Genomic DNA, 26,139 nt, shown 5'->3' with positions numbered 1-26,139 from the left:
CACCGTAGTCGTCATTGCGAGCCACCGGGGCCGCGCGAAGCGCGGCCCCGGTGGCTCGCAATGACGAGGAGGCGAGAGCGCGCACATCGCTAGCTAATCCGTCATCGCCATGGCGCGCAGCGCCTGGCGCTCGCGGGCCGAGAGCTTTTCCGTCTCCGACTTGAGCTGGCCGCAGGCGGCGAGGATGTCGCGGCCGCGCGGGGTGCGCACCGGCGAGGAATAGCCGGCGTTGAAGATGTATTCGGAGAATTTTTCGATCTGGTCCCAGTCCGAGCATTCATAGGCGGTGCCGGGCCAGGGATTGAACGGGATCAGATTGATTTTGGCGTGAATGCCCTTGAGCAGCTTCACCAGCAGCTTTGCATCGTCGAGCGAATCGTTGACGCCCTTGAGCATCACATATTCGAAGGTGATGCGGCGGGCGTTCGAGGCTCCAGGATAATCGCGGCAGGCCTGCAGCAGCTCCTTGATCGGATATTTGCGGTTGAGCGGCACCAGCTCGTTGCGCAGCTCGTCGCGCACCGCATGCAAGGAGATCGCGAGCATGACGCCGATCTCCTCGCCGGCGCGCACGATGTTCGGCACCACGCCCGAGGTCGACAGCGTGATGCGGCGACGAGAGATGCCGATGCCTTCATTGTCGCCGACAATGAGCAACGCATCGCGCACCGCGTCGAAATTGTAGAGCGGCTCGCCCATGCCCATCATCACGATATTGGTGACGCGGCGCGTGCCGTCCTCGCGGTCAGCCCAATCATTAAGACGATCGCGCGCGACCATGATCTGGCCGACGATCTCGCCGGCGGTGAGATTGCGCACCATGCGCTGCGTGCCGGTGTGGCAGAACGAGCAATTGAGCGTGCAGCCGACCTGCGAGGAGACGCAGAGCGTGCCGCGATCGGTCTCGGGGATGTAGACGCATTCGACTTCATGCGCCTTCTGAACGACGTCGCCGCTCGGCAGCCGCAGTAGCCATTTGCGGGTGCCGTCGTTGGAGATCTGCTCGGCCACGACTTCGGGCCGGTCGACGGTGAAATGCTGCGCGAGCTCGGCGCGAATGCCCTTCGAGATCGAGGTCATGTCGTCGAAGCTCTGGGCGCCGCGGAAATAGAGCCAGTGCCAGAGCTGCTGCACGCGCATCTTGCGCTGTGCCGGCGCGACGCCGATCTCGCCGAGACGGTCGGCAAGTTCAGTGCGCGACAGGCCGATCAGCGACGGCTTTGCCGGCGGCACATAGGTTTCGAGCGGAGTCTTCTCCACCAGGATTGCGTTGTGCGGCTCGGTCGTCGGTTGCATTGTTTGCCTGAATAGTTGCTGTCTCGTCATGCCCGGGCTTGTCCCCGGGCATCCACGTCTTCTTCGCCTGTGGCTCGCACGTGGATGGCCGGGTCAAGCCCGGCCATGACGACTGAAACTGTGGAACCGGCTTTATATAGCAACCGGAACCGCCGATTGCGACCGTGGCAATTACTTAGCCTTACCGCCGGCAATCCTGCGCAATCTTGTCGAGAGCCTGGGCGAGGCCCTTCAGTGAGAATGTATCGGTCGTCTCCGTCCCCTTGGCCGAGACGCCCTTGACCACGAGATCGGCGGATTTGCGCATGGCCTCCACCATTCGCTCCTCCTCGGCCGCGTTCTTGATCCAGAGGCCGTCGCCCTGCGTGTACATCGCGAAGGAGGCGCCGCCGACCTCGACGGTCGATTCCGAGCCCGGCTTCAGCGCGTAGCCGATCATTACGGAGACTTCGTTGTTCACCTTCTCGGCCGGCCGGGTCGAGACGAAGGCATAGGCGGGGTCACGCGGCCGGTTCGGCGGATTTGTCTTCGACGAGGAAGGCTTTGCTAGCGCAAAGCAGACCTTCTTGCCGTTGGGTGTCGCCGCATAGGCACCCCAGGTGCCGAATTGGCCGATCAGCGTCGGCTCCGCGCCACCCGCGACTGCCGCGGCAGGGGAGGCCGGCTTGCTCTCGGGCTTGGCGGCCGACTTGGCTTCAGGCTTGGCTTCAGGCTTGGCTTCGGTCTTGGCGGCTGGTGCCGCCGGCTTGGCCGCCGCCTTCGGCGCCGGTTGCGCGGTTTGGGCGCGCGCGGATTCACCCCACCCCCACGCCGCCACGCCAGTCATCAAAGCAAAAAAGAGCGCCCGCCACATGCTGGAGTGGTTCCCTCAATATTGTGACTGGAAGATGGCCCGGCGGCGATTTGTCCCCGCGCAGGGATAACTGGGAAAGTCCAGTTTGGGAAGGCAGTTAGCGGGACAACACGGTTAGCTTTTGGACCGCGCGGCGCGCTGTTCCGCCCATTGCGCATCAGTCCATCGCAACAGGTCCTCGGCCCCGGAACTGCGCAAATGCGCGCCGCCGTCGATCACCACCATCTCACCGTTGATGTATCCGGCGCGATCCGAGACCAGGAAGCTGGCGAGGTCGGCGAGCTCGCTATGCTGGCCGACGCGTCCCAGCGGGTTGCGGGTGGTCCACCCCTCGTCGCGGCCCTCGGGGCGGAGCTGCCCCGATGCGCCCGGCGTCGGGAATGGCCCCGGCGCGATCGCGACGGTGCGGATGCCCTTCGGGCCCCATTCCACCGCGAGGCTCCTGGTCATCGCCAGCACCCCCGACTTCGCCATCGCGGATGGGACCGTGAAGGCACGGCCGGTGATGGTCGAGGTCGACAGGATCGAGAGCACGACACCATTGTGCGCACCATCGATCCAGCGCTTGCCGGCAGCGAGCGTGCAGTACATCGCACCATGCAGCGTCGGCGCCAGGATCGCATCGGCCGCGCGGAACGACAGATGCTCGCTCTGCGCGATGAAGGTCGCGGCAGCGTTGTTGACGAGGATGTCGAGTGGCGCCTCGCGCCAGATCGCGTCCATCATCGCGTCGACCGCGGCACCATCGCGAACATCGCATGCGATGGTCGTGACCTTGCCGCCGGTCTCTGCGCGCATCTCGCTCGCGGTCGCTTCGAGACGGTCGAGCTTGCGGCCGCAGATCACGAGCTCGGCGCCTAGGCTGAGGAAGCGGCGCCCCATCGCAGCACCGAGGCCCGAGCCGCCGCCGGTGACGAGGATGCGCTTGTCCCTGAGCAGACCTGGTTCAAACATCGTTTGAATCCTCGCTGTTTCTGCTTGCTCCGTCATTGCGAGCCAACGGGCCGCGCTTTGCGCGGACCCGTTGGCTCGCAATGACGAGGATAGGCCGAACATTGCGTCAGACCAAAGAATCCGGATTGTCCGGTCGCGCTAAATCCGGCAAAACCGCTCCAACTATAATTCCACTCGAAACGCCCCACTACTTACTTCTCGAGAAGGTGCCGCCATGAAAGCCATCCTCTGTTCGCAATATTGCCAGCCCGACGATCTCGTGCTCGCCGATGTGCCGGATCCGGTGGCTGGTCCCGGCGAGGCCGTGATCGCGATCAAGGCGGCGGCGCTGAATTTCTTCGACATCCTGATGATCCAGGGCAAGTACCAGATCAAGCCGCCGTTCCCGTTCTCGCCCGCCGCCGAAGTCGCCGGCGTGATCGAGAGCGTTGGATCCGGCGTGACTGATCTCAAAGTCGGCGATCGGGTGGTCGCCTCGTGCGGTCACAACGGCGCGCGCGAAAAGATCGCGCTGCCGGCAGCCGGCATCGTGAAGATTCCCGACAATCTCGATTACGACCGCGCGGCCGGCATCATCATCATCTACGGCACCGCACTGCATGCGCTGGAGGATCGCGCCAGCCCGAAGCCGGGCGAGACGCTCGCCGTGCTCGGCGCTGCCGGTGGCACCGGCCTTGCCGCGTGCGAGCTCGGCAAGCTGATGGGGCTGAAGGTGATCGCCTGCGCCTCGTCCGAAGAGAAGCTCGAATTCGCCAAAGCGCATGGCGCCGAGCTGACGTTGAACTACGCCAAGGAAGATCTGAAGGAAGGCCTGCGCAAGCTCACCGGGGGCAAGGGCGTCGACATCATCTTCGATCCGGTGGGCGGTGCGTATGCCGAACAGGCGTTGCGCTCGATCGCCTGGGAAGGCCGCTTCCTCGTCATCGGCTTTGCAGCCGGCGACATTCCGAAGATGCCGCTGAACCTGGCGCTCTTGAAGGGCTGCGATATCAGAGGCGTGTTCTGGGGCGCCTGGACCCGGCAGAATCCGGAAAAGAACCGCGCCAATCTCGAGAAGCTGGTGAAATGGACGGCGGAAGGAAAGATTTCATCGCATGTCGACCGCACCTTCCCGCTGGCGCAGACCGCCGACGCACTGAAGGTGCTGGCGGGACGCCAGGCCATGGGCAAGGTGATCTTGCATCCGTGAGGTGACGCAATAGCGAAGACTGCCCCCGCAAGTCGTCCCTGCGAAAGCCGGGATGACATTGGCGTGTGTTGTCGCGCGTCCACTCCCTCTACGCGGTGCTCGAGCGCGGCGCCGTGTGGTTGAACCTCCCTCAACCATCATCGCCAAAATTGCGGTGCATTCCCCCGCGCCGCCCCAATCAAACCCAACTCTTTCCCGATTCGCGCAAACCGCCGTCGTTTTTTGGGCTGATTCAAACTGCGTTTTACCGGTTCCATTTGCGGGACACTTCTGGACAAGAGCAAGAAGACTGAAGCCGGGAATGCCCCTGCGTTACGTAGTAATGGGGAGCATCACCATGGAGACGACGGCGCATCGCCCGTCGAGGGAGTCGAGGGCGCTCGACTCCAGTCGAGTCGCATCACATCCGCCAACCGCGTCCTTTATCCGTGCTCGCGCCGCGCGGGCTGATCTTTCACGGGACGATCCAATTCCACTCTTCTTGTCCGATCCGCTCGGTGCGCCGGACCCACGCGAATATGCGCCGGTGGAGTTGCGCTCCAGATTTGTCCCGCGTGTTCTCGCAAGCGTTCTGGCTGCATCCACCCTGGCGGCTCTGGTCACACTGTTTCAGTCCGACTTTCGCGGCCTCTTGGCCGCCAATGCCGGTCGCTGGGTGGGCATCGCGGAGCAGGCCATGGCGTCGACCAGCCCGCCGGCCGTACGTCAGACCCCGCTCGAACATCCGGTCCGCGTGACCGACACCAAGCTGGCGAGCGCCGACACCCAAGACCTCCCTGCACCGTCAACGCCGAGCCGCGAAGCGATCGCGACCGCCTATCAGTCGGCGCTGCAAGCCCAGGCACCCGCACCCGTCGCCGCGCCGCCTGCGCCCCCTGCGCCCGTCAAGACGATCGACGCCGACACGCTCGCCGGGCTGATGACGCGCGCGAAGAGCCTGTTGAGGATCGGCGATATCGTTGCAGCCCGTCTGCTGCTCGAACGCGCGGCCAATGCGCAGGATGCGACGGCCGCGTTCCTGCTGGGACAGACCTATGACCCGGCCGTGCTGGGCACCAGCGACGCACGGAGCATCGCCGGCGACGCGGCCGCCGCGCGCGACTGGTACCAGAAGGCCGCGGCACTCGGATCGGCGGAGGCGGGGCAGCGCCTCGCCCAGCTTCGCAACTAGAGCTTTTTAGAGGACATCATGCGTAACGCTTTGAAAATGGCAGTTGCCGCCATCATGACCATCTGTGCCTTCGCGGCACGCGCCGAGCAGACCGAATACGATCCGGCCAAGGTCTCGGACGGACTGAAGGCCATCTTCCATTTCGGCTCGACCTCGACCAAGCAGTCGTTGAACGCCAACACTGTCACACTGATCACCGGCACGATCGGCGGCACCTATGTGCAGTTCGGCGCCGACCTCGCCTCCGTGCTCGACGACGGCAACAAGATCCGCGTGCTGCCGATCGTCGGCCGCGGCTCGGTGCAGAGCGTCGCCGACATTCTGTTCCTGCAGGGCGTCGATCTCGGCGTCGTGCGTGCCGACACGCTCGACTATCTCGAACGCAGGGGCTTTGCCAAGGATATCAAGAAGCAGTTCACCTATGTGACCAAGCTCTACAATGAAGAGATGCAGGTGATCGCGCCGAAGTCAGTCACGACGCTCAAGGATCTCGAGGGCAGGACCGTCAGCGTGGACCTGCCGAACGGCGGCACCTTCGTCACCGCGCTGACCGTGTTCGAGCGGCTCGGGATCAAGGCCAAGTTCGTCTATGTCGAGCAGCGCATCGCGATGGAGAAGCTGAAAGCCGGCGAGATCGACGCCGTCATCGTGGTCGGGGGCAAGCCTTACAAATCGGTCTCGAACTTCGCCAATGACGGACGCTTCCATCTTGCGGGGGTCGATTATGCAAAGCCGCTCCAGAGCGACTATCTGCCGGCGACGCTGAACGCCAAGGACTATCCGAACCTGATCAAGGAGGGCGAGACCGTGGACACGATCGCGGTGCCCGCGGTGCTTGCCGCCTATAATTGGGCTCCGAACACCGAGCGCTATCGCAAGCTCGCGCTGTTCGTGGACGCCTTCTTCACGAAATTCCCCGCGCTCCAGAACCCGCCCTTCCATCCGAAGTGGAAGGAGGTCTCGCTGGCGGCCCCTCTGTCCGGCTGGAACAGATTGCCGGTGGCACAGCAATGGCTCGACAAACATGGCATCGAACCGGTGACGCGGCAACGCTTCGAGGCATTCCTGAAGCAAACCCCCGCGGCCGCGAAAGTGACCGACGCAGAGAGGGAAACGCTGTTCAGGCAATTCCAGGCGTGGGACGCGGAGAAGGCGCGGGCGGAGAAGAAGTAGCGGTGGGGCGCGGTGGGTGGTGGAATCTCTTTCAGTGTCGTCCTGGCTATCGCCAGGACGACACAGGGACGGCTACGCGGCCTCCCCCTCATCCACCCCACGCTTCAATGCAGCGCGCGCCGCTTCGCGGTGCTCTGGCGTGATATGGCTCGCGACCATGCGAATGGCGGTGGCGAGAATGGCGGCGTCATCGGTGAAGCCGAGCACCGGCATCACGTCGGGGATGAAGTCGAACGGCAGGATGAAATAGGCGATCGCACCCAAGAGCGAGGCCTGGACATGGCGCGGCGTCTGCCGGTCGAACGCGCAGTAATAGGCCGCGAGCAGATCTTCAGTGAACGGCAGATGCGCGGCGACGCGCTTCAGCTTGCGCCAGAAGCGGCGGCGCACGCTGTCACGATCTTCCGCGAGCCGATCCGCCGGCTCGAAGCCGACGCTGTGTTCGGCAGCCATCTTCCCAAAACTCCCGCTTAAGGCGGCGCGACCGAAGGCCGCATCCGGTGACGATCACAAGATGGGGATGCGGCCCGGACCCGCAAGACGTCAGCCCTGCGTCAGCTTGGCAATCGCGTTCATCGCGGTGGCAAGCTCGATGTCGAGCTTGGTCAGACCGCCGGCATCATGGGTCGACAGCACCACCTCTACCGTCTTGTAGACATTGCGCCATTCCGGGTGGTGATCCATTTTTTCGGCTGTTAGCGCCGCCCGGGTCATGAAGCCGAAGGCCTCATTGAAATCCCTGAAGACAAAGGTCTTGCCGATCCCTTTGCCGTCCTGGACCTCGGCCCAGCCGGGGAGGGTGCCCAGCGCCTGCTTGCGGGCGTCCGCCGATAGACGTTCTGCCATGATGACCTCCGTTTCAGGGGAACTTTACCCTAACACCGTGCTGACGGTCCGGGTTCACTTGGGAGATTCGCTTGGGATTTGGCCGATCCGCTAACCATGACGGAGATGTAACCCCGGCGGACAAGAAATTTGCTACAATTGCGGGCGTAAACCGCCGGCCAAGATGAAACTGAGCCTGAAGCGCCTGTTTGGGAGATCGATGACCGGGGATTCCAACCTGGCTGAAGCGCCCTCTCCGCCTTCGCCGCGATCCGCGGCGCGGAAGACCGCGCTCGTGTCTCTGGCGCTGGTGCTCGCCATCATCGGCGCGCTGGCCGGCGGCTACTATTTCGCAATGCGGCCGGTGACCTTGAAGATCGCGGTCGGTCCCGCCAACAGCGACGACGTCAAGGTGGTCCAGACGCTGACGCAGGCCTTTGCGCAGAGCAAGGGTTTTGTGCGGCTGCGCCCGATCCAGACCGACGGTGCCACCGCCAGCGCCGAGCAGCTCGCCGAAGGCAAGGCTGATCTTGCCATCGTCCGTGGTGATCTCGAGGTCCCCAAAAACGCACAAGCCGTCGCAACGCTGCGCAAGAACGTCGTGGTGCTGTGGTCGGTGCCCGGCAAGGGCAAGAAGAAGGGCGCGAAGATCACCAAGATCTCGCAGCTCGCCGGCCATCGCGTCGGCGTGGTCGGCAAGACGCAGGCCAACGTCAATCTGCTCAAGGTGATCCTGCAGCAATACGGCGTCGATCCGGCCAAGGTCGATATCGTGCAATTTCCTGCGAGCGAGGTCGCGGAGGCGATCAAGGCGCAGAAGGTCGACGTCTATCTCGCGGCGGGCCCCGTCAACAGCAAGGTCACTGCGGAGGCGATCGCCGCCTCCGCCAAGGACGGCGGCACGCCGATCTTTCTCGCGATCGATTCGGCCGATGCCATCGCGCAGAACCATCCGGTCTATGAAGCCTCGGAAATTCCCGCCGGGACCTATGGCGGCTCGCCCGATCGTCCGGAGGACGAGGTCAAGACCATCAGCTTCTCGCACCACATCGTGGCGCGCAAAGGCCTGTCCGAGACCACGGTTGCGGCCTTCACCCGGCAGCTCTTCGCCGTGCGCCAGCAATTGCTGACCGACTTCCCGCAGGCCGCCAAGATCGAGACGCCCGACACCGACAAGGACGCGGTGATCCCCGTGCATCCGGGCGCCGCCGCCTTTGTCGACGGCGAGGAGAAGACCTTCCTCGACAAATACAGCGACTATATCTGGTGGAGCCTGATGGCGCTTTCGGCCATGGGTTCGCTCGGCGCCTGGTTCGCGGGCTATCTGAAGAAGGACGAGCGCGACAATAACAGCCATCTACGCGAACGCCTGCTCGACATGCTCACCGCCGCCCGCAAGAGCGAGACGACCGACGAGCTCGACCAGATGCAGACCGAAGCCGACGATATCCTGCGCGACACGCTGCGCTGCTACGACCACGGCGCCATCGAGGAAGGCGCGCTGACCGCCTTCAACATCGCGCTCGACCAATTCCACGCCGCGGTCGCCGACCGCAAGGCGGTGCTATCAAGCCTGCCGCAGAACCTGCAACGCGCCGGCGCGCAATTCCGGGCCGCCGGAAACGCATAGACGTTTGCGCGCGTAATTGCAGCGTCACATTGGCTCAATATAGGTTCCACCGTCATTCCGGGGCGCGCAAAGCGCGAACCCGGGATCTCGAGATTCCGGGCCTGGTCCTCAGGGTCGCATCGCGATCCCTTCGGACCATCCCGGAATGACGGCGCCAAATGTGCGCGAGACCGCTAGCCAGCGAGCCATCCCATGAAGATCAAATTCTCCCGCCGCAAATTCCTCACCACCAGCGCCGGCGCACTCGGCGCGATCGCGATGCCGCATCTGTCGCGCGCGGCCGACCGGCCGATGGTCACCCATGGCGTGCAGTCCGGCGACGTCACTATCGACGGCGGCGTGGTCTGGGCCCGGTCCGACCGGCCCGCGCAGATGCTGGTCGAGGTGGCGACGACTGATACCTTCAAGGACGCCCGCAAGCTGCCGCCGATCGCGGCGCTGCCGGAGAGCGACTTCACCGCGAAGATGCTGGTCGACAATCTTCCCGGCGGACAGGACATCTTCTATCGCGTCCGCTTCCGCGATCTCTCCCACACCGCGATCGAAGGCGAGCCCGTGGTCGGCCGCTTCCGCACCGCGCCGGCCGACCGCCGCGACGTCAGCTTCGTCTGGGGCGGCGACGTCGCCGGCCAAGGCTGGGGCATCAACCCAGATGACGGCGGCATGTTCACTTTCTCGGCGATGCGCAAGCATCGCCCGGACTTCTTCCTGCATTCCGGCGACACGATCTATGCCGACGGCGTGATCCCCTCCGAGGTCAAGCTTGCCGACGGCAAGACCTGGAAGAACGTCACCATCGCCGAGAAGGCCAAGGTTGCGGAAACGCTGGACGAGTTTCGTGCCGCGCACAAATACAATTTCACCGACGAAAATGTCCGCGCCTTCAATGCCGAGGTGCCGATCTTCGTGCAGTGGGACGATCACGAGGTGACCAACAACTGGTCGCTGTCGAAGGATCTGCCGGCGACCTACAAGGTGCGCGACATCTCGCTGCTCGCCGCGCGCGCCGGCCGCGCATTCCACGAAATGTATCCGATGCGCGAGAGCATCATTGAGCCGGGCCGGGTCTATCGCCAGATCTCCTACGGCCTGCATCTCGACGTGTTCGTGCTCGACGAGCGCAGCTATCGCGGCCCGAACGGCGCCAATCTCGACACCGAGTACGGCCCGGCCAGCTATTTCCTCGGGCCCGAGCAGATGGCCTGGCTGAAGCGCGGCCTGCTCAATTCGCGTGCGACATGGAAGGTGATCGCCTCCGACATGCCGCTCAGCATCCTGGTTTACGACGATGCGCCGAACAAGAAGGGGTCGGAAGCCTTCGCGCAGGGCGACGGCCCGCCGCGCGGTCGCGAGCTTGAGATCGCCGACCTTCTGCGCTTCATCAAGATGGCGCCGGTCAAGAACACGGTGTGGCTGACCGCCGACGTGCATTACACCGCCGCGAACTATTACAATCCCGACAAGGCGCAATTCCAGGAGTTCGAGCCGTTCTGGGAATTCGTGTCGGGTCCGCTGCATGCGGGAACGTTCGGGCCCGGCGAGATGGACAACACGTTTGGCCCCGAGGTGCGTTTCGTCAAGGCGCCCGGCCTCGACAAGCAGAACCTGCCGCCGTCCGCCGGCATGCAGTTCTTCGGCCACGTCAAGATCGACGGCGCCTCCGGCCAGATGACGGTGACCTTGCGCGACCGCGCCGACGTCGCGTTGTGGTCGACCACGCTCGATCCGAAACTCACCTGAAGCTGATTTAGCCGCCGCGCCCCTGCAAAGCCGCCTCCAGCGCATCGCTGGAGCACGGCTTTTGCAGCCGCGGATGCGCGGCGAACTGCGCGGGAATGCTGGTCTCCGCACCATAGCCGGTGACGAAGGCGAACGGAATCTCCAGCGCTGCCAGCCGCTCGGCGATCGCAAAGCTCTTCTCGCGGATCAGCTCGACATCGAGCAGCGCGAAGTCGGGCGCGCGCCTTGCGATCGCATCCAGCGCCTGCGCGACCGAGCCCACGGTGCGCACGTGTCTCACGCCAAAGCCGAGCAGCCGATCCTCAAAATCGATCGCGATGATCGGATCGTCCTCGACGATCAGAACATCGGCAGGGGTGTCGGCCGGGGAGGCAGGTATCATGATGTTGGCTATCGAGGGCTGCATGTTGTCACCGTCAGGACAACCTCATGCGACACCTGCGCCCAGCGCATCGGAGGGTTCCCGGAACGAAACTCACCACAGAACTGTTTTGACGTCTGTCCACATGTGCACACAGGCCGTGGCCGGAACTCGCTAATGTGGAGAGGAGGACGGGGGAGTTTGCGATGGATGCGCGTATCAGCAAGACGAGCGAGATCGACAGCCGCCCGGCCAACAATCTGCTGCGGCGATTGAATGCGACCGACTATGCGCTGCTCGCACCGCATATCACCGTTGGCGACGTCGGTGCGAGCCAGCTGCTCTACAATCCCGGCGACGATGTCCAGATCGTGCACTTTCCCTGCGGGCCGTCGCTCGCGACGTTTCTCGTCCCGAACGAAGACGGCCGCGACGTCGAGACCATTCTGGTCGGCCGCGAAGGCGCGGTGGGCGGCATCGTCAGCGAGGGATTTCTGCCGGCCTATACCCGCATCTGCGTGAAATTCGGCGGGCCGTTCGCGCATATTCACGTCGGCAAGCTGGACGCGGCCAAGGCGCGCTCGCCGTCGCTGCGCAACATCTTCGCCCGCTATGCCGACTGCATGCTGGCGCAGATATTCCAGTCGACCGCCTGCAACGCGATCCATTCGATCGAGCAGCGCACCGCGAAATGGATCGTCGCGGCGATGGAGCGGACCGGCGATGAGCACAGCGTGCCCCTGACGCATGAGCAACTCGCCACCTTGCTCGGCGTGGGGCGAAGCTATGCCAGCCGCGTGCTGCAATCGTTCAAGGCGGAAGGCGTGCTCGACACCAGGCGCGGCGCGATCCTGGTTCGCAACCATGACGGCCTGCGGCTGCGCGCCTGCCTCTGCAACGACGCCGTGAAGCTGCATTTCGAGGAGGTGCTGCGCGGGGTTTATCCGACCGAGGAAGCGAGCAGCACGGGGTGACGCTCGCCTCCTTGCCTCTCCTGCTCCGGGCGAGGATGCCGGTGCGCGACGCTGTATGTTCGCCGTGTTATACTGACCCTGCATGAGCGGGGCCCTTCTTCACACTGTCTTCGATGTTGCGGCGTGGCTGGCGGCGGGCGCGGCAGTCTACTGGCTGTCGCGACAAGGCTTGCGGTTTCCGGCGCAATCCTTCGCGCTGCCTTATGTCGCCGCGCTGATGTTCGGGGCCGGCCTCGGCGCCTATCTGTTCGGGTCCGCCAATCTGTGGCTGTCGGGCGAGAGCGGCATTGCGCGATCGGTCGAGGGCGCCCTCGCCGGCGGCATCGCAGCCGTCGAGCTCTACAAATGGTCCACGGGGATCGGCGTGCGCACCGGCGCACGGTTTGCACTGCCGCTGGCTCTCGGCATCGCAATCGGGCGGCTCGGCTGCTATTTTGCAGGCCTCGACGATTTCACCTACGGCACGCCGACAGCATTGCCCTGGGGCCACGATTTCGGCGACGGCATTCTCCGCCACCCCGTGCAGCTCTACGAGAGCGCCGCGATGGGTGTGTTCGCGCTGCTCTATGTGCTGGCGGTCTTGAACCGGAACGCGTACGCGATCACCAATGGTCTCTACCTGGTTCTGCTCTTCTATGGAGCGCAGCGCTTCCTCTGGGAATTCCTCAAGCCCTACGCCACGCTGATCGGCTCCCTTACACTGTTTCACCTGCTGTCGCTGTCGATTCTGCTCTACGCCGCAATCATGCTGGCGACGGCGCCCAAAGCGAGACCGCTACATGAACGCGCCGTTGCGTAAGTCGCGCCCCTACATCTTCTGGGGCCAGACCCAGTCCCTTTGTGAAATCTGCCTGAAGCTGGTGCCGACCAAGATCCAGATTCTCGACAACGAGGTCTGGTACGAGAAGCGCTGCCGGGAGCACGGCGTCCAGTCGACGCTCGTTTCCACCGACGCGGCCTATTGGCGTCTGTGCAAGGATTTCATCAAGCCGGGCGACCGGCCCCTGCAATTTCAGCACCGCACCGAATTCGGCTGTCCTTATGATTGCGGCCTCTGCTCCGACCACGAGCAGCATTCCTGCCTGGCGCTGATCGAGATCACCGAGCACTGCAATCTCACCTGCCCGGTCTGCTTCGCCGAATCGGCGCCCACACGAACCAGATTCACCCCGCTCGCGACGGTCGAGAAGATGCTCGACGCGCTGGTTGCCAGCGAGGGCGAACCCGACCTCGTGCAGATTTCCGGCGGCGAGCCGACATTGCACCCGGACTTCTTCGAGATCCTGGACGCCGTGCGCGCCCGCCCGATCCGCCATGTCATGATCAATACCAACGGCCTGCGCATCGCCCGCGAAAAGGATTTCGTGGCACGGCTCGCCGAGAACAAGCGCGGGCTGGAGGTCTATCTCCAGTTCGATTCGCTACGGCGCGATCCATTGATCAATCTGCGCGGCGCGGATTTGCGCAAGATCCGCCAGCAGGCCCTGGAAAATCTCGAGCATTTCGGTGTTTCGACCACGCTGGTGGCGACCATCAAGCGCGGCATCAACGATGCCGAGATCGGCGACATCGTTCGCCATGCGCTGACCTGGAAGTGCGTTCGGGGTGTCACGCTGCAGCCGGTGCAGGATGCCGGCCGCAACGAAAGCTTCGACAAGAATACCGACCGCATCATGCTGTCGGAGATTCGCAACCGCGTCATCGAGACCGGCGTGTTCGGCGACAAGGACATGATCCCGCTGCCCTGCAACCCCGAAAGCATCTCGATCGGCTACGGCTTGCGCAATGGCGCGAAGGTGCTTCCCCTGACGTCGCTGATTCCGCAGGAGCAGCTCATTGCGGTGATGCCCAACACCATCAGCCCGGAAAAATATCCGATGCTACGGGAGAAGTTCGTCGATCTGTTCTCGCTGTCATCAGGTCCGCTCAACACCTCCGAGCGCGTCTGCGAATTGCTGTGCTGTCTGCCCAGCTTCGAGGTGCCGCAAGGGCTTTCTTACGAGAACGTATTCCGCGTCACTATCGTGCAGTTTCTCGATCGCTTCAATTTCTGCGTCGGCAACGTCAAGCGCAGCTGCATCCATTTCGTCACTGAAAGCGGCGCGATCATCCCGTTCGATACCTACAACCTGTTCTACCGGAACGGCAAGATCGACGGCATCCGCGCCGCATTGGCGGGCCAGACCTATCGCGAGGCACGCCAAGGCGAGGAGGTGCCACGATGAGCGATACCGGCATAACTCCTCCGACACTGCCCCCTCAAGAGGACACACCTTCGACAGCGCCGCCACAGCGCGACGGGTGCCTGACCGCTTTCATGGTGGTTACCGGCATCGTGCTGCTTTTCCCCGGCCTGTGCTTCATGGCATTCGCCGGCCAAGGCGGCGCATTTGTCCTGATTGGATTGGTCCTGATCGGAACTGCGATCTTCCTCTTCATTCGCGTGGCGACCCCACCCAAGCCCCGTCAGTAGCGTGGCATCACGATGAGCACCATCGACCCCCCGCCCCCGCCCCGTTCGCCTCCCCCGCAGCGCAGCGGCTGCCTGACCGCGCTCATGGCCGTCCTCGGCGTCATCATGCTGCTACCGGGGCTCTGCGCACTGCTGTTCGGCGGGATGTCCCTGGTGGAAGGCGGAAAGATCGACTCGGACGTCGCACCGCTGGTCTCTTTGGGACTGCTCATCGCCATCGGAGGAGCCGCACTGATCGGGCTGGCCATCAAGGGGCGAAAAGCTCCCACCGATCCCGCAACCCGACCTTAAGTCCCGGGAATTCCCGGACAAAATTCAGTCAACCAACCGGCAAAGAACGCATTGTTTTTTGGCGGTTTTTGCATATATTGCGCCGCAAACGCACGGGGTACCCGATCGACATGGCCGGGTTTCCTTTTTTGGGCGAAGCAGGCCCCGTTTTCCACGTTTCCAGCGTTGTTCCCGCGAAGAGGTCCCGGTCTGACCGGCGAGATCGCGCTTAACCCATTGTCCGACCGCAAAGAAGCTCACTCATGAATCTTCGTAACGTCGCCATCATCGCCCACGTCGACCACGGCAAGACGACCCTGGTCGACAAGCTCCTCCAGCAATCCGGCACGTTCCGCGAGAACCAAAAGGTGACGGATCGCGCCATGGACTCCAACGATCTGGAGCGCGAGCGCGGCATCACCATTCTGGCCAAGGCCGCTTCGGTGCAGTGGAAGGACACCCGCATCAACATCGTCGACACGCCAGGCCACGCCGATTTCGGCGGTGAGGTCGAGCGCATCCTGAACATGGTGGACGGCGCCCTGGTGCTGGTCGACGCCGCCGAAGGGCCGCTGCCGCAGACCAAGTTTGTGGTCTCCAAGGCGCTCAAGGTCGGCCTCAAGCCGATCGTCGTCATCAACAAGGTCGACCGCCCCGACGCGCGCCCGACCGAAGTCATCAACGAGGTGTTCGACCTGTTCGCGGCGCTCGACGCCAGCGAGGAGCAGCTCGACTTCCCGATCCTTTATGGATCGGCCAAGCAGGGCTGGATGGCCGAGAGCCCGGAGGGTCCGCAGGACAAGGGCATGGAGCCGCTGTTCGACCTGGTGCTGCGCCACGTCGCGCCGCCGAAGGTCGAGGAAGGCCCGTTCCGCATGATCGGCACCATCCTCGAGGCCAATCCCTATCTCGGCCGCATCATCACCGGCCGCATCTCGTCGGGCGTGCTGAAGCCGAACCAGCAGGTCAAGGTGCTTCACGCCGACGGCAAGCTGGTCGAGACCGGCCGCATCACCAAGATCCTCGCCTTCCGCGGTCTCGAGCGCACGCCGCTCGATGAAGCCGAAGCCGGCGACATCGTCGCGATTGCGGGCCTGACCAAGGGCACCGTCGCCGACACCTTCTGCGATCCCACCGTCGAGGTGCCGCTGCCGGCCCAGCCGATCGATCCGCCGACCGTGTCGATGTCGTTCATCGTCAACAACTCCCCGCTCGCCGGCACCGAGGGCGACAAGGTGACGAGCCGCATGATCCGCGATCGTCTGCTGCGTGAAGCCGAAGGCAATGTCGCATTGCGCGTCGTCGAATCCGCCGACAAGGATGCGATGGAAGTCTCGGGGCGCGGCGAATTGCAGCTCGCGATCCTGATCGAGACCATGCGCCGCGAGGGCTTTGAGCTCTCGGTGTCGCGTCCGCGCGTCGTGTTCCAGAAGGACGAAGCCACCGGCGGCGCCCTGGAGCCGATCGAGGAGGTCGTGATCGACGTCGACGAGGAGCATTCCGGCGTCGTCGTGCAGAAGATGAGCGAGCGCAAATCCGAGCTGATCGAGATGAAGCCATCGGGCGGCAACCGCCAGCGCCTGGTGTTCTACGCGCCGACCCGCGGCCTGATCGGCTACCAGGGCGAACTGCTCACCGACACCCGCGGCACCGCGATCATGAACCGCCTGTTCCACGGCTATGCGCCGTACAAGGGCGAGATCCAGGGCCGCCGCAACGGCGTCCTGATCTCCAACGACCAGGGTGAGGCGGTGGCCTATGCCATGTTCAAGCTGGAAGACCGCGGCCCGATGATGATCGAGCCTGGCTGGAAGGTCTACAAGGGCATGATCGTCGGCGAGCACACCCGCGACAACGATCTCGAGATCAACGTGCTCAAGGGCAAGCAGCTCACCAATATCCGCACGACCTCGAAGGACGAAGCCGTGCGCCTGACCCCGCCGATCCGTATGACACTGGAAAAGGCGCTCGCCTATATCGAGGACGACGAGCTCGTCGAGGTCACCCCGAAGTCGATCCGCCTGCGCAAGAAGCATCTCGATCCGAACGAGCGCAAGCGCGCGGAAAAGGCCAAGGAAGCGGTGGCGTAAGGGTACCTTTCTCGCTCGGTGTCATTCCCCGCGAAAGCGGGGAATCCAGTACGCCGCGGCTTCTCGGCTCTACAACACCTGCCTCTGGATACTGGATCGCCCGCCTGCGCGGGCGATGACAGTTGAGAATGGTGGGCACGGCGCAAGAGCGCCTTTGCCCACCCTACGAAACGCCACTTTGTGGTGCCTTTAGCGCGTATCGGAGACGTGCTAGAGCCCATCCATGTCCTTCCCCTCCTCCGTCGATGTCGCCATCATCGGGGCCGGTGCAGCCGGCCTCGGCGCGGCGCATGCGCTTGGTGGCTCCGGTCTCTCCGTGATCGTGCTGGAGGCGCGCAACAGGCTCGGCGGCCGCGCCTGGACTGTACAGGCTTCGCCTGAAGTAACCTTCGACGTCGGCTGCGGCTGGCTGCATTCCGCCGACAAGAACTCCTTCGTGCCGATTGCGCGAACGCTCGGCTTCGAGCTCAACAAGGACCTGCCGCCCTGGCGCGAGCGCGCCTATGGCAATGCGTTTCCGCAAAGCCTGCGCGACGATTTCATGCGCGCGATGGACGCGTTCTACGATCGGCTTTGGCAGGCCGCACAAAAGGGCAAGGACGAGCCGGCGAGCCTGAGCCTCGAGCCTGGCAATCGCTGGAACCCAATGATCGACGCGATCTCGACCTATATCAACGGCTGCGAACTCAAGGACATGTCGACGCTCGACTGGGACGCCTATGAGGACAGCGAGCTCAACTGGCGCGTCCGCCGCGGCTATGGCGCACTCATCGCGGCCTATGGCGCGCCCTGCCCGGTGGCGCTGAACTGCAACGTCACGCTGATCGATCACTCGAACAGGCGCGTCCGCATCGAGACATCACAGGGCACGCTGACCGCCGACAAGGTGATCGTCACCGTGCCGAGCAATCTGATCGCTGACGAGGCGATCCGCTTCTCTCCGCCATTACCAACCAAGGTCGATGCCGCAGCCGGCCTGCCGCTCGGCGTCGACGACAAGGTCACGCTCGCGCTCGACGGCGCCGAAGCATTTCCGAAAGAAGGAAACTTGCGCGGCGCCACCATGCGCACCGAGATGGGCACCTATCACATCCGCCCGTTCGGCCAGCCCTGCATCGAAGGCTTTTTCGGCGGCAGCTTTGCCCGTGCGCTGGAAGATGCCGGCGACGGTGCCATCGCGGCGCACAGCATCGACGAGATCGCAGGTTTTCTCGGCAACGACATCCGCCGCAAGCTGAAGCCGCTGTACGAGTCGCGCTGGGGGCGCGACCCGTTGGCGCGGGGGTCGTATTCGCACGCATTGCCCGGGCATGCCGGCGATCGCGCCGTGCTCGCGGCGCCGGTGGATGGACGGCTGTTCTTTGCGGGCGAAGCAACGTCGCCAACGTTCTTCACGACGGCGCATGGGGCGCGGGATAGCGGGGAGCGGGCGGCGAAGGAGGTGCTGGCGGCTCGGAGCAAACGCTAGCCTCACACGCCGTCCTTGCGAGCGCAGCGAAGCAATCCAGACTGCCGCCGCGGCAAGATTCTGGATTGCTTCGCTGCGCTCGCAAGGACGAGTCACTCGATCACCCGCGTGCGCAAATCAGCATCCGGCACGAAGCACGCATCATACTTGCCGAAGATGCGATAGCGATTGCGCGCGATGAGGCTGTAGATGGGGTCGCGTAGCGGCTTTGGGACGGCGAAGAGTGCGCGCACCCAGGTCCAGCCCGGAAGTTGCGACAGCACCGTCAGCGCGGCATCGGACTTCAAGAGCGCCTCGCCGCCGTGGACGACCGCGTTGGTGTCGGGATCTTCAGGGTCAATGCCGAACGTGCGCGCCAATCGCGCCCCGTAATCCGACTGGATCGGCGTGAAGCGAAAGCGCTTCGCCGTGTCGCGCTTAGCGACGAAGCGGACCCAGCGCGAGCAAAAGATGCAGACACCGTCGAACAGGATCACGTCGTCGTCGGGCCATTTTGACATCAGCGATTATCCAGCATGAGCAGCGCGACCACCATCAGCACGATCGCCGGCCCGGTCTTCACCAGCGCGCCGAGCGGCTCGATCCAGAGATCGGGCGTCAGGATCGCGGCGCCGAACATGTAGCCGAGCGAGGCGACGATGCCTGCAACCAGGCCGATCGCAGCGGTGCGGCGGAAGGCGATCAGCGCGCCGATGCTCATGTCCATCAGGCTTGTGCCTGTCGTGACGGGATCGACCAGCGCGGGCGGGAAGTTGTGCGCGGTCAGGATACCGGCCGCGGCGCGGTAGGAGACGAACAGCGCGATGATGCCGGAGACGAGCCAGAACGCGACCAGGCTCGCAATGATCAGCGCCTTGATCAGGAACAGCCGCGCGAACCAGACGTCCTGGATGGTGGCGGGATGGCGACCGATCGCATCCGCCAACGTCTTCGGCGCGATGCCGGTGGCGGTGATCCATGCCGAGGGATTGCCTCGCACGCCGCGGCGAAGCTCGGCGATCGCGGTGGAGCGCAGCGGCGGCATCCAGCCGAGCGTGCCGGCGAGATCGCCCAGTCTCGCGCCGAGGTCGAGCATGAAGGACGGCATCGCGATGTCAGGCCAGCCGGCCGTGCCGAATGCGCGGCGGAACTGCTTGACGACACCGGCCATCGTAACAGGCTCGGATTGCATGAGATCCCAACCCACGGCCTTCACGGAGGCATCATCGATCTCACGCGCGGCGAGCCAGGCGATGGTCGCAGAGATATCCTCGACCGCGACGGGCTGGAACGGCGTCGCCATCTCCTTCTCCGGCAGATCGAACGGGAAGGCGGCGAGCGCGCGCAGCATGGCGCTGCCACCATAGGCTGAAGGCGCCACGACGAAGCCGGGCCGCAGGATGGCGTGGGGAATGCCGGATGCCGCGATCAGCCGCTCGGCCTCGCGCTTGGTCATGGCGAAGGCGGTGCGATCAGCATCCGCGTTGCCGGGAATCGAGATGTGCACCAGCCGGATCGCACGACCGCTATCGGCAGTGGCTTGGAGCAGACGCCCGACAAAATCGCGATGCACGGCATTGGTGTCGCTGCCGGGGCCGTCCTGAAGCACGCCGAGGCAGTTCACGACGACGTCGACTTCGTGCTCGCTCAGCAGGCGTGTCAACGTGGGCGCATCGAGTGACAGGATCGGCAGCTCGATATCGAGCGCGCTCATCATCTGCGCCGGCGATAGCTTGCGTGCGACGCCGACAACGCGAAAACCCCTCGCGCGCAGATCGTCGGTGACAAAGCGGCCGATCAGGCCGGAGGCGCCGAGCGCCAAAATGGTTCGCTGGTTCATCGGATTCCTCAGAACGGCTTTGCGATCATCAGCCAGAGGATCGCCATCGTCGCGCCGAAGCCGGGAAAGCCGAACGCGAACCAGCGGCGAAACAGGACGAAGTAACGCTCCGGCAGCGCGGCTTTTTGCTCGGCGGCCTTGCGCGCGAGATCGCGCATCTCGATCTGCATGAAGACGACAGGAATCCAGAACAGGCCTGCAATGGCATAGAGCACGAGCGAGGCGAGGATCCAACGCTCCATGATCGACGTGGACGAGAGCATCATCAGCAGGCCGCCGGTGACTGGCTGCAGCATCACCGCCGATAGCGTGAAGATCGCGTCCGCAATCACCACCACCGACGCCGTACGCGCGATGAACTCCGGATGATCAGTGCGGTGCGCCATCAGCATGAAGAAGGCGATGCCGGTTCCGGTACCAAGAATGACGATGGCGCCGAGGATGTGAAGATATTTGACCAGGAAATACAGCATCATGGCTTCTTCGCCACCGGCTTTGGCGGGCTCAGCGCGCGCGTGAGCTCGCTGCTTGCGGCTTGGACACCGGCCTCGGTCTCGATCATCCAATGGCCTTCACTGCCCACCGATGGCAGCGTGCGAACATCATCCTTGCCGCCGCCGCTGCGAAACGCCTCCGCCAGTGTCTTCGAAAATGCCGGCACAAAATAGCTGTCATTGGCTGCAACCAGCGATATCACGGGAATGCGCGCCGTCTTGCCGAATTCAGCCGCCGCAGCGAGCAGAGTATGCGGCGCACAGATCTTGTTGCGTTCGTCATTGGCATGACCGCCGCGCCCGGGTGCAAAGGCGATGATCGCGGCAATCGCTTTCGGATCGGCATCCGCAAGCGCCAGCGCGCCCCAGCCGCCGGCGGAATGCCCGATCACGACCGCGGCGTCCTTGCGAATAAAATCCTGCTTTTGCAGATAGTCCAGCGCGAGCGAAATTTCCGCCGCGGTGGCGCGGCCGGCGCGCGCGTAATCCGCTTCGTCGCAGCCGCCTTGATCCTCGACATAGCGGCCACCGGTCGCGCCATGCCCAAGGCGCTCCGGCACCAGCACTGCAAAGCCGCGCGCGACGAAAAACGCTGCGAGGGCACGATATTCCGGCTGCGGCATTTGCGCACGACGGAGCAAGTTCTGCGTTGAGGCATGCGCGATCACGGCAAGCCGGAACGGGCCGGCGCCCGCGGGGCGAAATAGCAGCGCGCGCGCGGCAATATCGGTATCCGGTGACGGCACGCGCCATTCTTGGCGGCGAAACGGCTCGCCCTCCGGGCCCGATGCCCCGAACGTGACCTGCGCGCACACAGGCGACGCAGTCAGCAGAACCAGCAGAGGCAGGCGCGCAAGGATGTTGAACAGTCGCATGGGTTGCCGGGAGCGAGCACGGACGGCGACGGCACACTAGTAGGAACGAATCATTTGGGGCGGACTTTCTGCGCTGCCGTTGCCGTTCATTCGTTGCCGCAAGGCAGTTTTGCACCGACGCGCGGCACACCGGTGCCGATCGAAGTGGCGTCTTGTCTTTTTTCGGCACAACATGGTTAAAATACTGATGCAGAAAGTCCACAGGTTAACCGATAATTAACGATAGGTCTTGCCGCCGGCGCGGCGACTTGGTTTGATCGCGTTCATGAGCACAACCCTGATCGAGGTTCGGCCGGCCAAAGCTGCAGATGCAACTGCGGTGGCGTCCACCCATGACGAAGCCTGGCGCTCCGCCTATCAGGGCATCATTCCCGGTGCCGAGCTCGAGAAGCTGATCAACCGCCGCGGTCCGCAATGGTGGGACAGCGCAATCCGCAAGGGCAGCCGCGTCAGCGTGCTGGTGTTCGGCGACAAGATCGCGGGCTATGCGAATTACGGCCGTAACCGCGCCCGCAGCCTGCATTTCGACGGCGAGATCTATGAGCTGTACCTGCGTCCGGAGTTTCAGGGCCTCGGCTTCGGCCGCCGTCTGTTCGCCGCCGCCCGGCGCGATCTCATGCAGAGCAATCTGAAGAGCATGGTGGTGTGGGCGCTGTCGGACAATGATCCGGCGACCGAGTTCTACCGGGCCCTTGGCGGCCGCATGGTGGCACGCTCCTCGGAGCGGTTCGGGCCGAAGTCGCTCGACAAGGTAGCCTTCGCCTGGACCAATTAAGATCTGGACCAATCAAGGTTTGGACCAATTGAGCTGCTGAGATCTTGGCGGCCAGCCCCTCCACCCGCCGATACCGCCAGCGTTTGCGCAGGTGATCGCCGGATTCATTATTTCGCAAAAACACGATGGATCGAGGGGCCAAGCCCGCGTATGACAGCGCCGAAATCGCTGCCGGGCGCGATTTAACCTCGGCGACAACGGAGCCTGCCTCATGCGTATCGATGCTATCTCGATCGGAAAAAATGTACCCCACGACGTCAACGTCGTCATCGAAGTCCCCGTGGGCGGCGAACCGATCAAATACGAGATGGACAAGGAAGCCGGCACGCTCGTGGTCGACCGCTTCCTGTACACGCCGATGCGTTACCCCGGTAACTACGGCTTCATCCCGCACACCCTGTCCGACGACGGCGACCCCTGCGACGTCTTGATCATCAACACCCGGGCCATCATTCCCGGCGCCGTCATGAGCGTACGCCCGGTCGGCGTGCTGTTCATGGAAGACGAGGCCGGCGGCGATGAGAAGATTCTGGCGGTACCGTCGTCGAAGCTGACGCAGCGCTACGACAAGGTGAAGTCGTATTCCGACCTGCCCGACATCACGCTGCAGCAGATCCAGCACTTCTTCGAGCACTACAAGGATCTCGAGAAGGGCAAGTGGGTGAAGATCCTGCGCTGGGGCGGCCCCGAGGAAGCCGCGAAGCTGATCCTCGAAGGCATCGAGCGCGAGAAGAAGAAAAAGGGGTGATCGTCATTCCGGGCGATGCGAAAGCAACGAACCCGGAATCTCGAGGTTCTCAGGTGCGCAATTGCGCACCATGGTTCGCGCTTCGTGCACCCCGGAACGACGCCACCGCTCAGACCGCCGGCTTTGGCAAACCTGCGATCGCGCAGGCCGCGCGCAGCGTGTTCACGAGCAGGCAGGCGACGGTCATCTGGCCGACGCCGCCCGGCACCGGCGTCACCGCACCGGCAACGCCAAGCGCTTCCTGATAGGCGACATCGCCGACGAGACGGGTTTTGCCGTCGTCTTTCGGAATGCGGTTGATGCCGATGTCGATCACGGTCGCGCCCGGCTTCAGCCAATCGCCGCGCACCATCTCGGGCCGGCCGACCGCGGCATAGACGAGGTCGGCCCGCTTCACGATGCCGGGCAGATCGCGCGAACGCGAATGCGCGATCGTCACCGTGGCGTTCTCGTTCAGCAGCAATTGCACCAGCGGGCGGCCGACCAGATTGGAGCGGCCGATCACGACGGCGTTCAGGCCTTCGAGCGAAGCGTGCACGCTCTTGGTCAGAATGATGCAGCCGAGCGGCGTGCAGGGCGACAGGGCCTGGAATCCGCCGGCGAGCCGACCCGCATTGTTCGGATGCAGGCCGTCGACATCCTTGGCGGGATCGATGGCATTGATCACGGCCTCGGTGTCGAGGCCCTTGGGCAGCGGCAGTTGCACGAGGATGCCATGCACGGCGGGATCGCGATTGAGCTTTGCGACGACGGTCAGCAGTTCCGCCTGCGAAACATCTGCCGGCAGCTTGTGCTCGAATGAGGCCATGCCCGCGGCTTGAGTCTGCGTATGCTTGGAGCGGACATAGACTTCGCTGGCGGGATCGTTGCCGACCAGGACCACGGCAAGGCCAGGCACCAGACTGTGCTCCCGCCTGACGCGGGCGACCTCGTCGGCGACGCGGGCGCGAAGGTCCGCGGCGATGATCTTTCCATCGATGATCCTGGCAGTCATGTCAGTTCCCCTCGTCTGTCGATTTGACTGGCGCGAGCTCGCGCAACGCTTGGACAAGCCTTGCCGGATCGCCTTCGATGGCGACTTGCTTCAGCCGCGCCGTCGCTCCCGACACGAGACTGACGCTGGCCTTGGGCACACGAAGTGATTTCGCCAGCAGCGCCAGAACGGCGCGATTGGCCTCGCCGCCATCGGCGACGGCCCGCACGCGTACCTTCAGCACGCTGCGGCCGTCGGTAAGCAGCTCGATCCCGTCGACGCCATCACGTCCGCCGCGCGGCGTCACCCGCAGCGCGATGCTGACGCCCGTGGTGGAGATGCGCCAGGGTTCCGTCAAGGCGCTCAGGGCTCCATCACGGTTCCACCGCCTAGGGTACGTTCGGATAAACGTATTCGGCGAGATAGAGCTGGATCAACCAGAGGATGAAGAAGGCGACGATCGGAGAGATGTCGAGCCCGCCCATGCTGGGCAGCCGGCGCCTGATAGGCCCCAGGACCGGTTCGGTAATCCGATAGAGAAATTCCGCGATCGCGCCAACGAACTGATTGCGAGTATTCACGACGTTGAACGCGATCAACCAGGACAGGATTGCCGATGCGATCAGCAGATAGATGTAGAGATTGATGATCTGGATCAGAATGAAGACTATCGGACGCATCAGCGAAACACTCTCTGGGCCTGCCGCGGGGGTGATCTTGGCTAGATATCGGTTCCCCCCGACCCAAACAAGGGAAGTCGGCATCCGGATGGCTAAAACCCCCTTACACCTGTCCTTGACTTGACCTTGGCGGGGACTTAAATGGCGCCCGGTTGTCGGCCGCGTTCACCAGAGCGGCCAGCAAAGGGGCCATAGCTCAGCTGGGAGAGCGCGTCGTTCGCAATGACGAGGTCGGCGGTTCGATCCCGCCTGGCTCCACCACGCTTCGCCCTTCGGGCTACGCGTGGCGCAGCCACGACGGAGCCGGAAAGGCGAAGCGTGGTGTCCGGCGAAGCCCAAAGGGCGAAGACGGACGGGTTGAGAAACACCCCCTACTTCCCCGTAAACCTTGGCGGCCGCTTCTCCATGAAGCTCGCCACCCCCTCCCGGAAATCGCTGCCGTTCAGCGCCACCATCATCTCCCTGTTGGCCTCGATCGTTGCCTCGGCCAGGGTCTGGAACGGCACCTCGTAAAGCTGCCGCTTGATCACGGCCATCGCGCTCGGCGAGACGAAATCGGCGAGATCGCGGGCATAAGCGTAGGTTTCCTCGCGCAGCCTGTCGGGCGCGCAGAGCCGGTTGACCAAACCGATTCGCAGCGCCTCGTCGCTCGAGACGCGGCGCGCCGAGAGCAAGAGATCCATCGCATTGGCGTGGCCGACGATGCGCGGCAGCATCCAGCTGATGCCGTGCTCGGCAATCAGGCCGCGCCGCGCAAAGGCGGTCGTGAACACCGTATTGTCCGCGGCAAAGCGCAGGTCGCAATACAGCGCATGGACGAGGCCGATTCCGGCGGTCGCGCCATTGAGCATCGCGATGACAGGCTTGCCGATCGATGGATAGAAGCCGTAGCGCGTCTGCCAGTCCGGCCGGCGGTTCATGTCGAACGGCGGCAGGCTCGAAGCGCGCCTGACATCGTTGGGGTCGAGCCCTTTCAGCGCATCCATGTCGGCGCCGGCGCAGAAGGCGCGGCCCGCGCCGGTCAGCACGATGACACGGACATTGTCATCGGCACTTGATGCTTCCATCGCATGGCGCACGTCGCGCTCCATGATCGGCGTCCACGCATTCATTCGATCAGGGCGATTGAGCGTGATGGTCGCGATTCTATCGCTCACCTCATAGAGAATGTGCTCATAGGCCATGGCGCTCTCCCTGTGTCGGCCGGCGCGCGTTCGCGCGCGCTCAACGGCAGCGAGCCTAGCATAGTCAGGAATGAGGCGAGGGCTTGCGTGAAGGCGCGATCACTCGGCGGCTTGCGCCAGCACC

Annotated in this window: 28 protein-coding genes and 1 tRNA gene; 15 read left to right on the top strand and 14 right to left on the bottom strand. The window is 64.0% G+C overall.

The window, feature by feature from the left end; translation table 11 throughout:
• Window positions 1–93 precede the first annotated feature (93 nt).
• From rlmN to HYH07_RS17030, 3 genes are all read right to left on the bottom strand, one after another.
• Window positions 94–1,296, bottom strand: coding sequence for a 23S rRNA (adenine(2503)-C(2))-methyltransferase RlmN (rlmN, locus tag HYH07_RS17040; protein WP_220003574.1), 1,203 nt, complete (start codon window positions 1,294–1,296; stop codon window positions 94–96).
• A 181-nt stretch (window positions 1,297–1,477) separates the two neighbouring features.
• The gene (locus HYH07_RS17035) at window positions 1,478–2,149 is read right to left on the bottom strand and encodes an invasion associated locus B family protein (protein ID WP_220003573.1); all 672 of its coding nucleotides are present in this window, start codon (window positions 2,147–2,149) and stop codon (window positions 1,478–1,480) included.
• 114 nt (window positions 2,150–2,263) lie between these two features.
• Window positions 2,264–3,103 carry an SDR family oxidoreductase gene (locus HYH07_RS17030; RefSeq protein ID WP_220003572.1) on the bottom strand — a complete coding sequence of 280 codons (840 nt, stop codon included), beginning with the start codon at window positions 3,101–3,103 and terminating at the stop codon, window positions 2,264–2,266.
• Between the two features lie 214 nt (window positions 3,104–3,317).
• On the opposite strand from HYH07_RS17030, the gene HYH07_RS17025 reads away from it, so the two are divergent.
• The 3 genes from HYH07_RS17025 (at window position 3,318) to HYH07_RS17015 (ending at window position 6,636) form a co-directional block, all read left to right on the top strand.
• Window positions 3,318–4,292, top strand: coding sequence for an NADPH:quinone oxidoreductase family protein (locus HYH07_RS17025; RefSeq protein WP_057740561.1), 975 nt, complete (start codon window positions 3,318–3,320; stop codon window positions 4,290–4,292).
• Window positions 4,293–4,773: 481 nt separating this feature from the next.
• On the top strand, window positions 4,774–5,463 hold the full coding sequence (locus HYH07_RS17020) for a hypothetical protein (RefSeq protein WP_228749605.1): 690 nt from the start codon (window positions 4,774–4,776) through the stop codon (window positions 5,461–5,463).
• An 18-nt stretch (window positions 5,464–5,481) separates the two neighbouring features.
• Window positions 5,482–6,636: a TAXI family TRAP transporter solute-binding subunit gene (locus tag HYH07_RS17015; protein WP_220003570.1), complete on the top strand. Its 1,155-nt coding sequence runs from the start codon at window positions 5,482–5,484 to the stop codon at window positions 6,634–6,636.
• A gap of 72 nt (window positions 6,637–6,708) precedes the next feature.
• Here the strand turns inward: HYH07_RS17015 and HYH07_RS17010 are convergent, their stop codons facing one another.
• Both HYH07_RS17010 and HYH07_RS17005 read right to left on the bottom strand, forming a co-directional pair.
• A complete protein-coding gene (locus tag HYH07_RS17010; protein WP_220003569.1) occupies window positions 6,709–7,089 on the bottom strand; it encodes a YkvA family protein in 381 nt (126 codons plus the stop codon).
• Between the two features lie 90 nt (window positions 7,090–7,179).
• Window positions 7,180–7,482 (bottom strand): 4a-hydroxytetrahydrobiopterin dehydratase, encoded by a 303-nt coding sequence (locus HYH07_RS17005; RefSeq protein ID WP_057740564.1) that lies wholly within the window; start codon window positions 7,480–7,482, stop codon window positions 7,180–7,182.
• Between the two features lie 163 nt (window positions 7,483–7,645).
• On the opposite strand from HYH07_RS17005, the gene HYH07_RS17000 reads away from it, so the two are divergent.
• Entirely contained in the window at window positions 7,646–9,091 is a 1,446-nt protein-coding gene (locus HYH07_RS17000; protein ID WP_220003568.1) for a TAXI family TRAP transporter solute-binding subunit, read from the top strand.
• A gap of 192 nt (window positions 9,092–9,283) precedes the next feature.
• Window positions 9,284–10,831, top strand: coding sequence for an alkaline phosphatase (locus HYH07_RS16995; RefSeq protein ID WP_220003567.1), 1,548 nt, complete (start codon window positions 9,284–9,286; stop codon window positions 10,829–10,831).
• 7 nt (window positions 10,832–10,838) lie between these two features.
• Here HYH07_RS16995 and HYH07_RS16990 read toward each other — a convergent pair whose 3' ends face one another.
• Window positions 10,839–11,213, bottom strand: a complete 375-nt coding sequence (locus tag HYH07_RS16990; protein ID WP_220003566.1) for a response regulator — start codon at window positions 11,211–11,213, stop codon at window positions 10,839–10,841.
• A 185-nt stretch (window positions 11,214–11,398) separates the two neighbouring features.
• Here HYH07_RS16990 and HYH07_RS16985 point away from each other — a divergent pair, with 185 nt between their 5' ends.
• The 7 genes from HYH07_RS16985 (at window position 11,399) to HYH07_RS16955 (ending at window position 18,467) form a co-directional block, all read left to right on the top strand.
• Window positions 11,399–12,166, top strand: a complete 768-nt coding sequence (locus tag HYH07_RS16985) for a Crp/Fnr family transcriptional regulator (protein WP_220003565.1) — start codon at window positions 11,399–11,401, stop codon at window positions 12,164–12,166.
• A gap of 82 nt (window positions 12,167–12,248) precedes the next feature.
• Window positions 12,249–12,965: a prolipoprotein diacylglyceryl transferase gene (locus HYH07_RS16980; RefSeq protein ID WP_220003564.1), complete on the top strand. Its 717-nt coding sequence runs from the start codon at window positions 12,249–12,251 to the stop codon at window positions 12,963–12,965.
• Window positions 12,946–14,391, top strand: coding sequence for a radical SAM protein (locus tag HYH07_RS16975; protein WP_220003563.1), 1,446 nt, complete (start codon window positions 12,946–12,948; stop codon window positions 14,389–14,391). Before HYH07_RS16980 ends, HYH07_RS16975 begins: the two co-directional genes overlap by 20 nt.
• Window positions 14,388–14,639: a hypothetical protein gene (locus tag HYH07_RS16970; protein WP_220003562.1), complete on the top strand. Its 252-nt coding sequence runs from the start codon at window positions 14,388–14,390 to the stop codon at window positions 14,637–14,639. The genes HYH07_RS16975 and HYH07_RS16970 overlap by 4 nt, the downstream gene beginning before the upstream one ends.
• A gap of 12 nt (window positions 14,640–14,651) precedes the next feature.
• On the top strand, window positions 14,652–14,930 hold the full coding sequence (locus tag HYH07_RS16965) for a hypothetical protein (protein WP_220003561.1): 279 nt from the start codon (window positions 14,652–14,654) through the stop codon (window positions 14,928–14,930).
• Between the two features lie 242 nt (window positions 14,931–15,172).
• Complete coding sequence (gene typA / locus HYH07_RS16960) at window positions 15,173–16,999, top strand: translational GTPase TypA (RefSeq protein ID WP_220003560.1); 1,827 nt, start codon at window positions 15,173–15,175, stop codon at window positions 16,997–16,999.
• 223 nt (window positions 17,000–17,222) lie between these two features.
• Window positions 17,223–18,467, top strand: coding sequence for an NAD(P)/FAD-dependent oxidoreductase (locus tag HYH07_RS16955; RefSeq protein ID WP_220003559.1), 1,245 nt, complete (start codon window positions 17,223–17,225; stop codon window positions 18,465–18,467).
• Window positions 18,468–18,559: 92 nt separating this feature from the next.
• Here the strand turns inward: HYH07_RS16955 and HYH07_RS16950 are convergent, their stop codons facing one another.
• Genes HYH07_RS16950 through HYH07_RS16935 form a run of 4 tightly spaced genes read right to left on the bottom strand, consistent with a single transcriptional unit; the run spans window position 18,560 to window position 21,655 of the window.
• Window positions 18,560–18,967, bottom strand: a complete 408-nt coding sequence (locus tag HYH07_RS16950; RefSeq protein WP_220003558.1) for a thiol-disulfide oxidoreductase DCC family protein — start codon at window positions 18,965–18,967, stop codon at window positions 18,560–18,562.
• Complete coding sequence (locus tag HYH07_RS16945; RefSeq protein ID WP_220003557.1) at window positions 18,967–20,286, bottom strand: SDR family oxidoreductase; 1,320 nt, start codon at window positions 20,284–20,286, stop codon at window positions 18,967–18,969. The genes HYH07_RS16950 and HYH07_RS16945 overlap by 1 nt, the downstream gene beginning before the upstream one ends.
• A gap of 8 nt (window positions 20,287–20,294) precedes the next feature.
• Window positions 20,295–20,762, bottom strand: coding sequence for a DUF2269 domain-containing protein (locus HYH07_RS16940; protein ID WP_220003556.1), 468 nt, complete (start codon window positions 20,760–20,762; stop codon window positions 20,295–20,297).
• Complete coding sequence (locus tag HYH07_RS16935; protein WP_220003555.1) at window positions 20,759–21,655, bottom strand: dienelactone hydrolase family protein; 897 nt, start codon at window positions 21,653–21,655, stop codon at window positions 20,759–20,761. Before HYH07_RS16935 ends, HYH07_RS16940 begins: the two co-directional genes overlap by 4 nt.
• 265 nt (window positions 21,656–21,920) lie before the next feature.
• On the opposite strand from HYH07_RS16935, the gene HYH07_RS16930 reads away from it, so the two are divergent.
• The gene (locus HYH07_RS16930; protein ID WP_027555342.1) at window positions 21,921–22,430 is read left to right on the top strand and encodes a GNAT family N-acetyltransferase; all 510 of its coding nucleotides are present in this window, start codon (window positions 21,921–21,923) and stop codon (window positions 22,428–22,430) included.
• A 211-nt stretch (window positions 22,431–22,641) separates the two neighbouring features.
• The gene (gene ppa, locus HYH07_RS16925; RefSeq protein WP_220003554.1) at window positions 22,642–23,178 is read left to right on the top strand and encodes an inorganic diphosphatase; all 537 of its coding nucleotides are present in this window, start codon (window positions 22,642–22,644) and stop codon (window positions 23,176–23,178) included.
• A 109-nt stretch (window positions 23,179–23,287) separates the two neighbouring features.
• Here the strand turns inward: ppa and folD are convergent, their stop codons facing one another.
• The 3 genes from folD to HYH07_RS16910 are packed head-to-tail and all read right to left on the bottom strand — an operon-like array spanning window position 23,288 to window position 24,831.
• Window positions 23,288–24,172, bottom strand: coding sequence for a bifunctional methylenetetrahydrofolate dehydrogenase/methenyltetrahydrofolate cyclohydrolase FolD (gene folD, locus HYH07_RS16920; RefSeq protein ID WP_220003553.1), 885 nt, complete (start codon window positions 24,170–24,172; stop codon window positions 23,288–23,290).
• Between the two features lies 1 nt (window position 24,173).
• Entirely contained in the window at window positions 24,174–24,518 is a 345-nt protein-coding gene (locus HYH07_RS16915) for a DUF167 domain-containing protein (RefSeq protein WP_220003710.1), read from the bottom strand.
• Between the two features lie 22 nt (window positions 24,519–24,540).
• Window positions 24,541–24,831 (bottom strand): YggT family protein, encoded by a 291-nt coding sequence (locus HYH07_RS16910; RefSeq protein ID WP_057740594.1) that lies wholly within the window; start codon window positions 24,829–24,831, stop codon window positions 24,541–24,543.
• A gap of 185 nt (window positions 24,832–25,016) precedes the next feature.
• On the opposite strand from HYH07_RS16910, the gene HYH07_RS16905 reads away from it, so the two are divergent.
• A tRNA-Ala gene (locus HYH07_RS16905) sits at window positions 25,017–25,092 on the top strand.
• A gap of 110 nt (window positions 25,093–25,202) precedes the next feature.
• Here HYH07_RS16905 and HYH07_RS16900 read toward each other — a convergent pair.
• Window positions 25,203–26,015 carry an enoyl-CoA hydratase gene (locus HYH07_RS16900; protein ID WP_220003552.1) on the bottom strand — a complete coding sequence of 271 codons (813 nt, stop codon included), beginning with the start codon at window positions 26,013–26,015 and terminating at the stop codon, window positions 25,203–25,205.
• Window positions 26,016–26,139: the final 124 nt, after the last annotated feature.

This window comes from Bradyrhizobium sp. BR 10261 (genome assembly GCF_019455395.1).
In the GTDB taxonomy this organism is placed as follows: Bacteria; Pseudomonadota; Alphaproteobacteria; order Rhizobiales; family Xanthobacteraceae; genus Bradyrhizobium; species Bradyrhizobium manausense.
The sequence above is the reverse complement of the archived record's forward strand: the minus strand, read 5'-3'. Positions and strand labels throughout refer to the sequence as shown.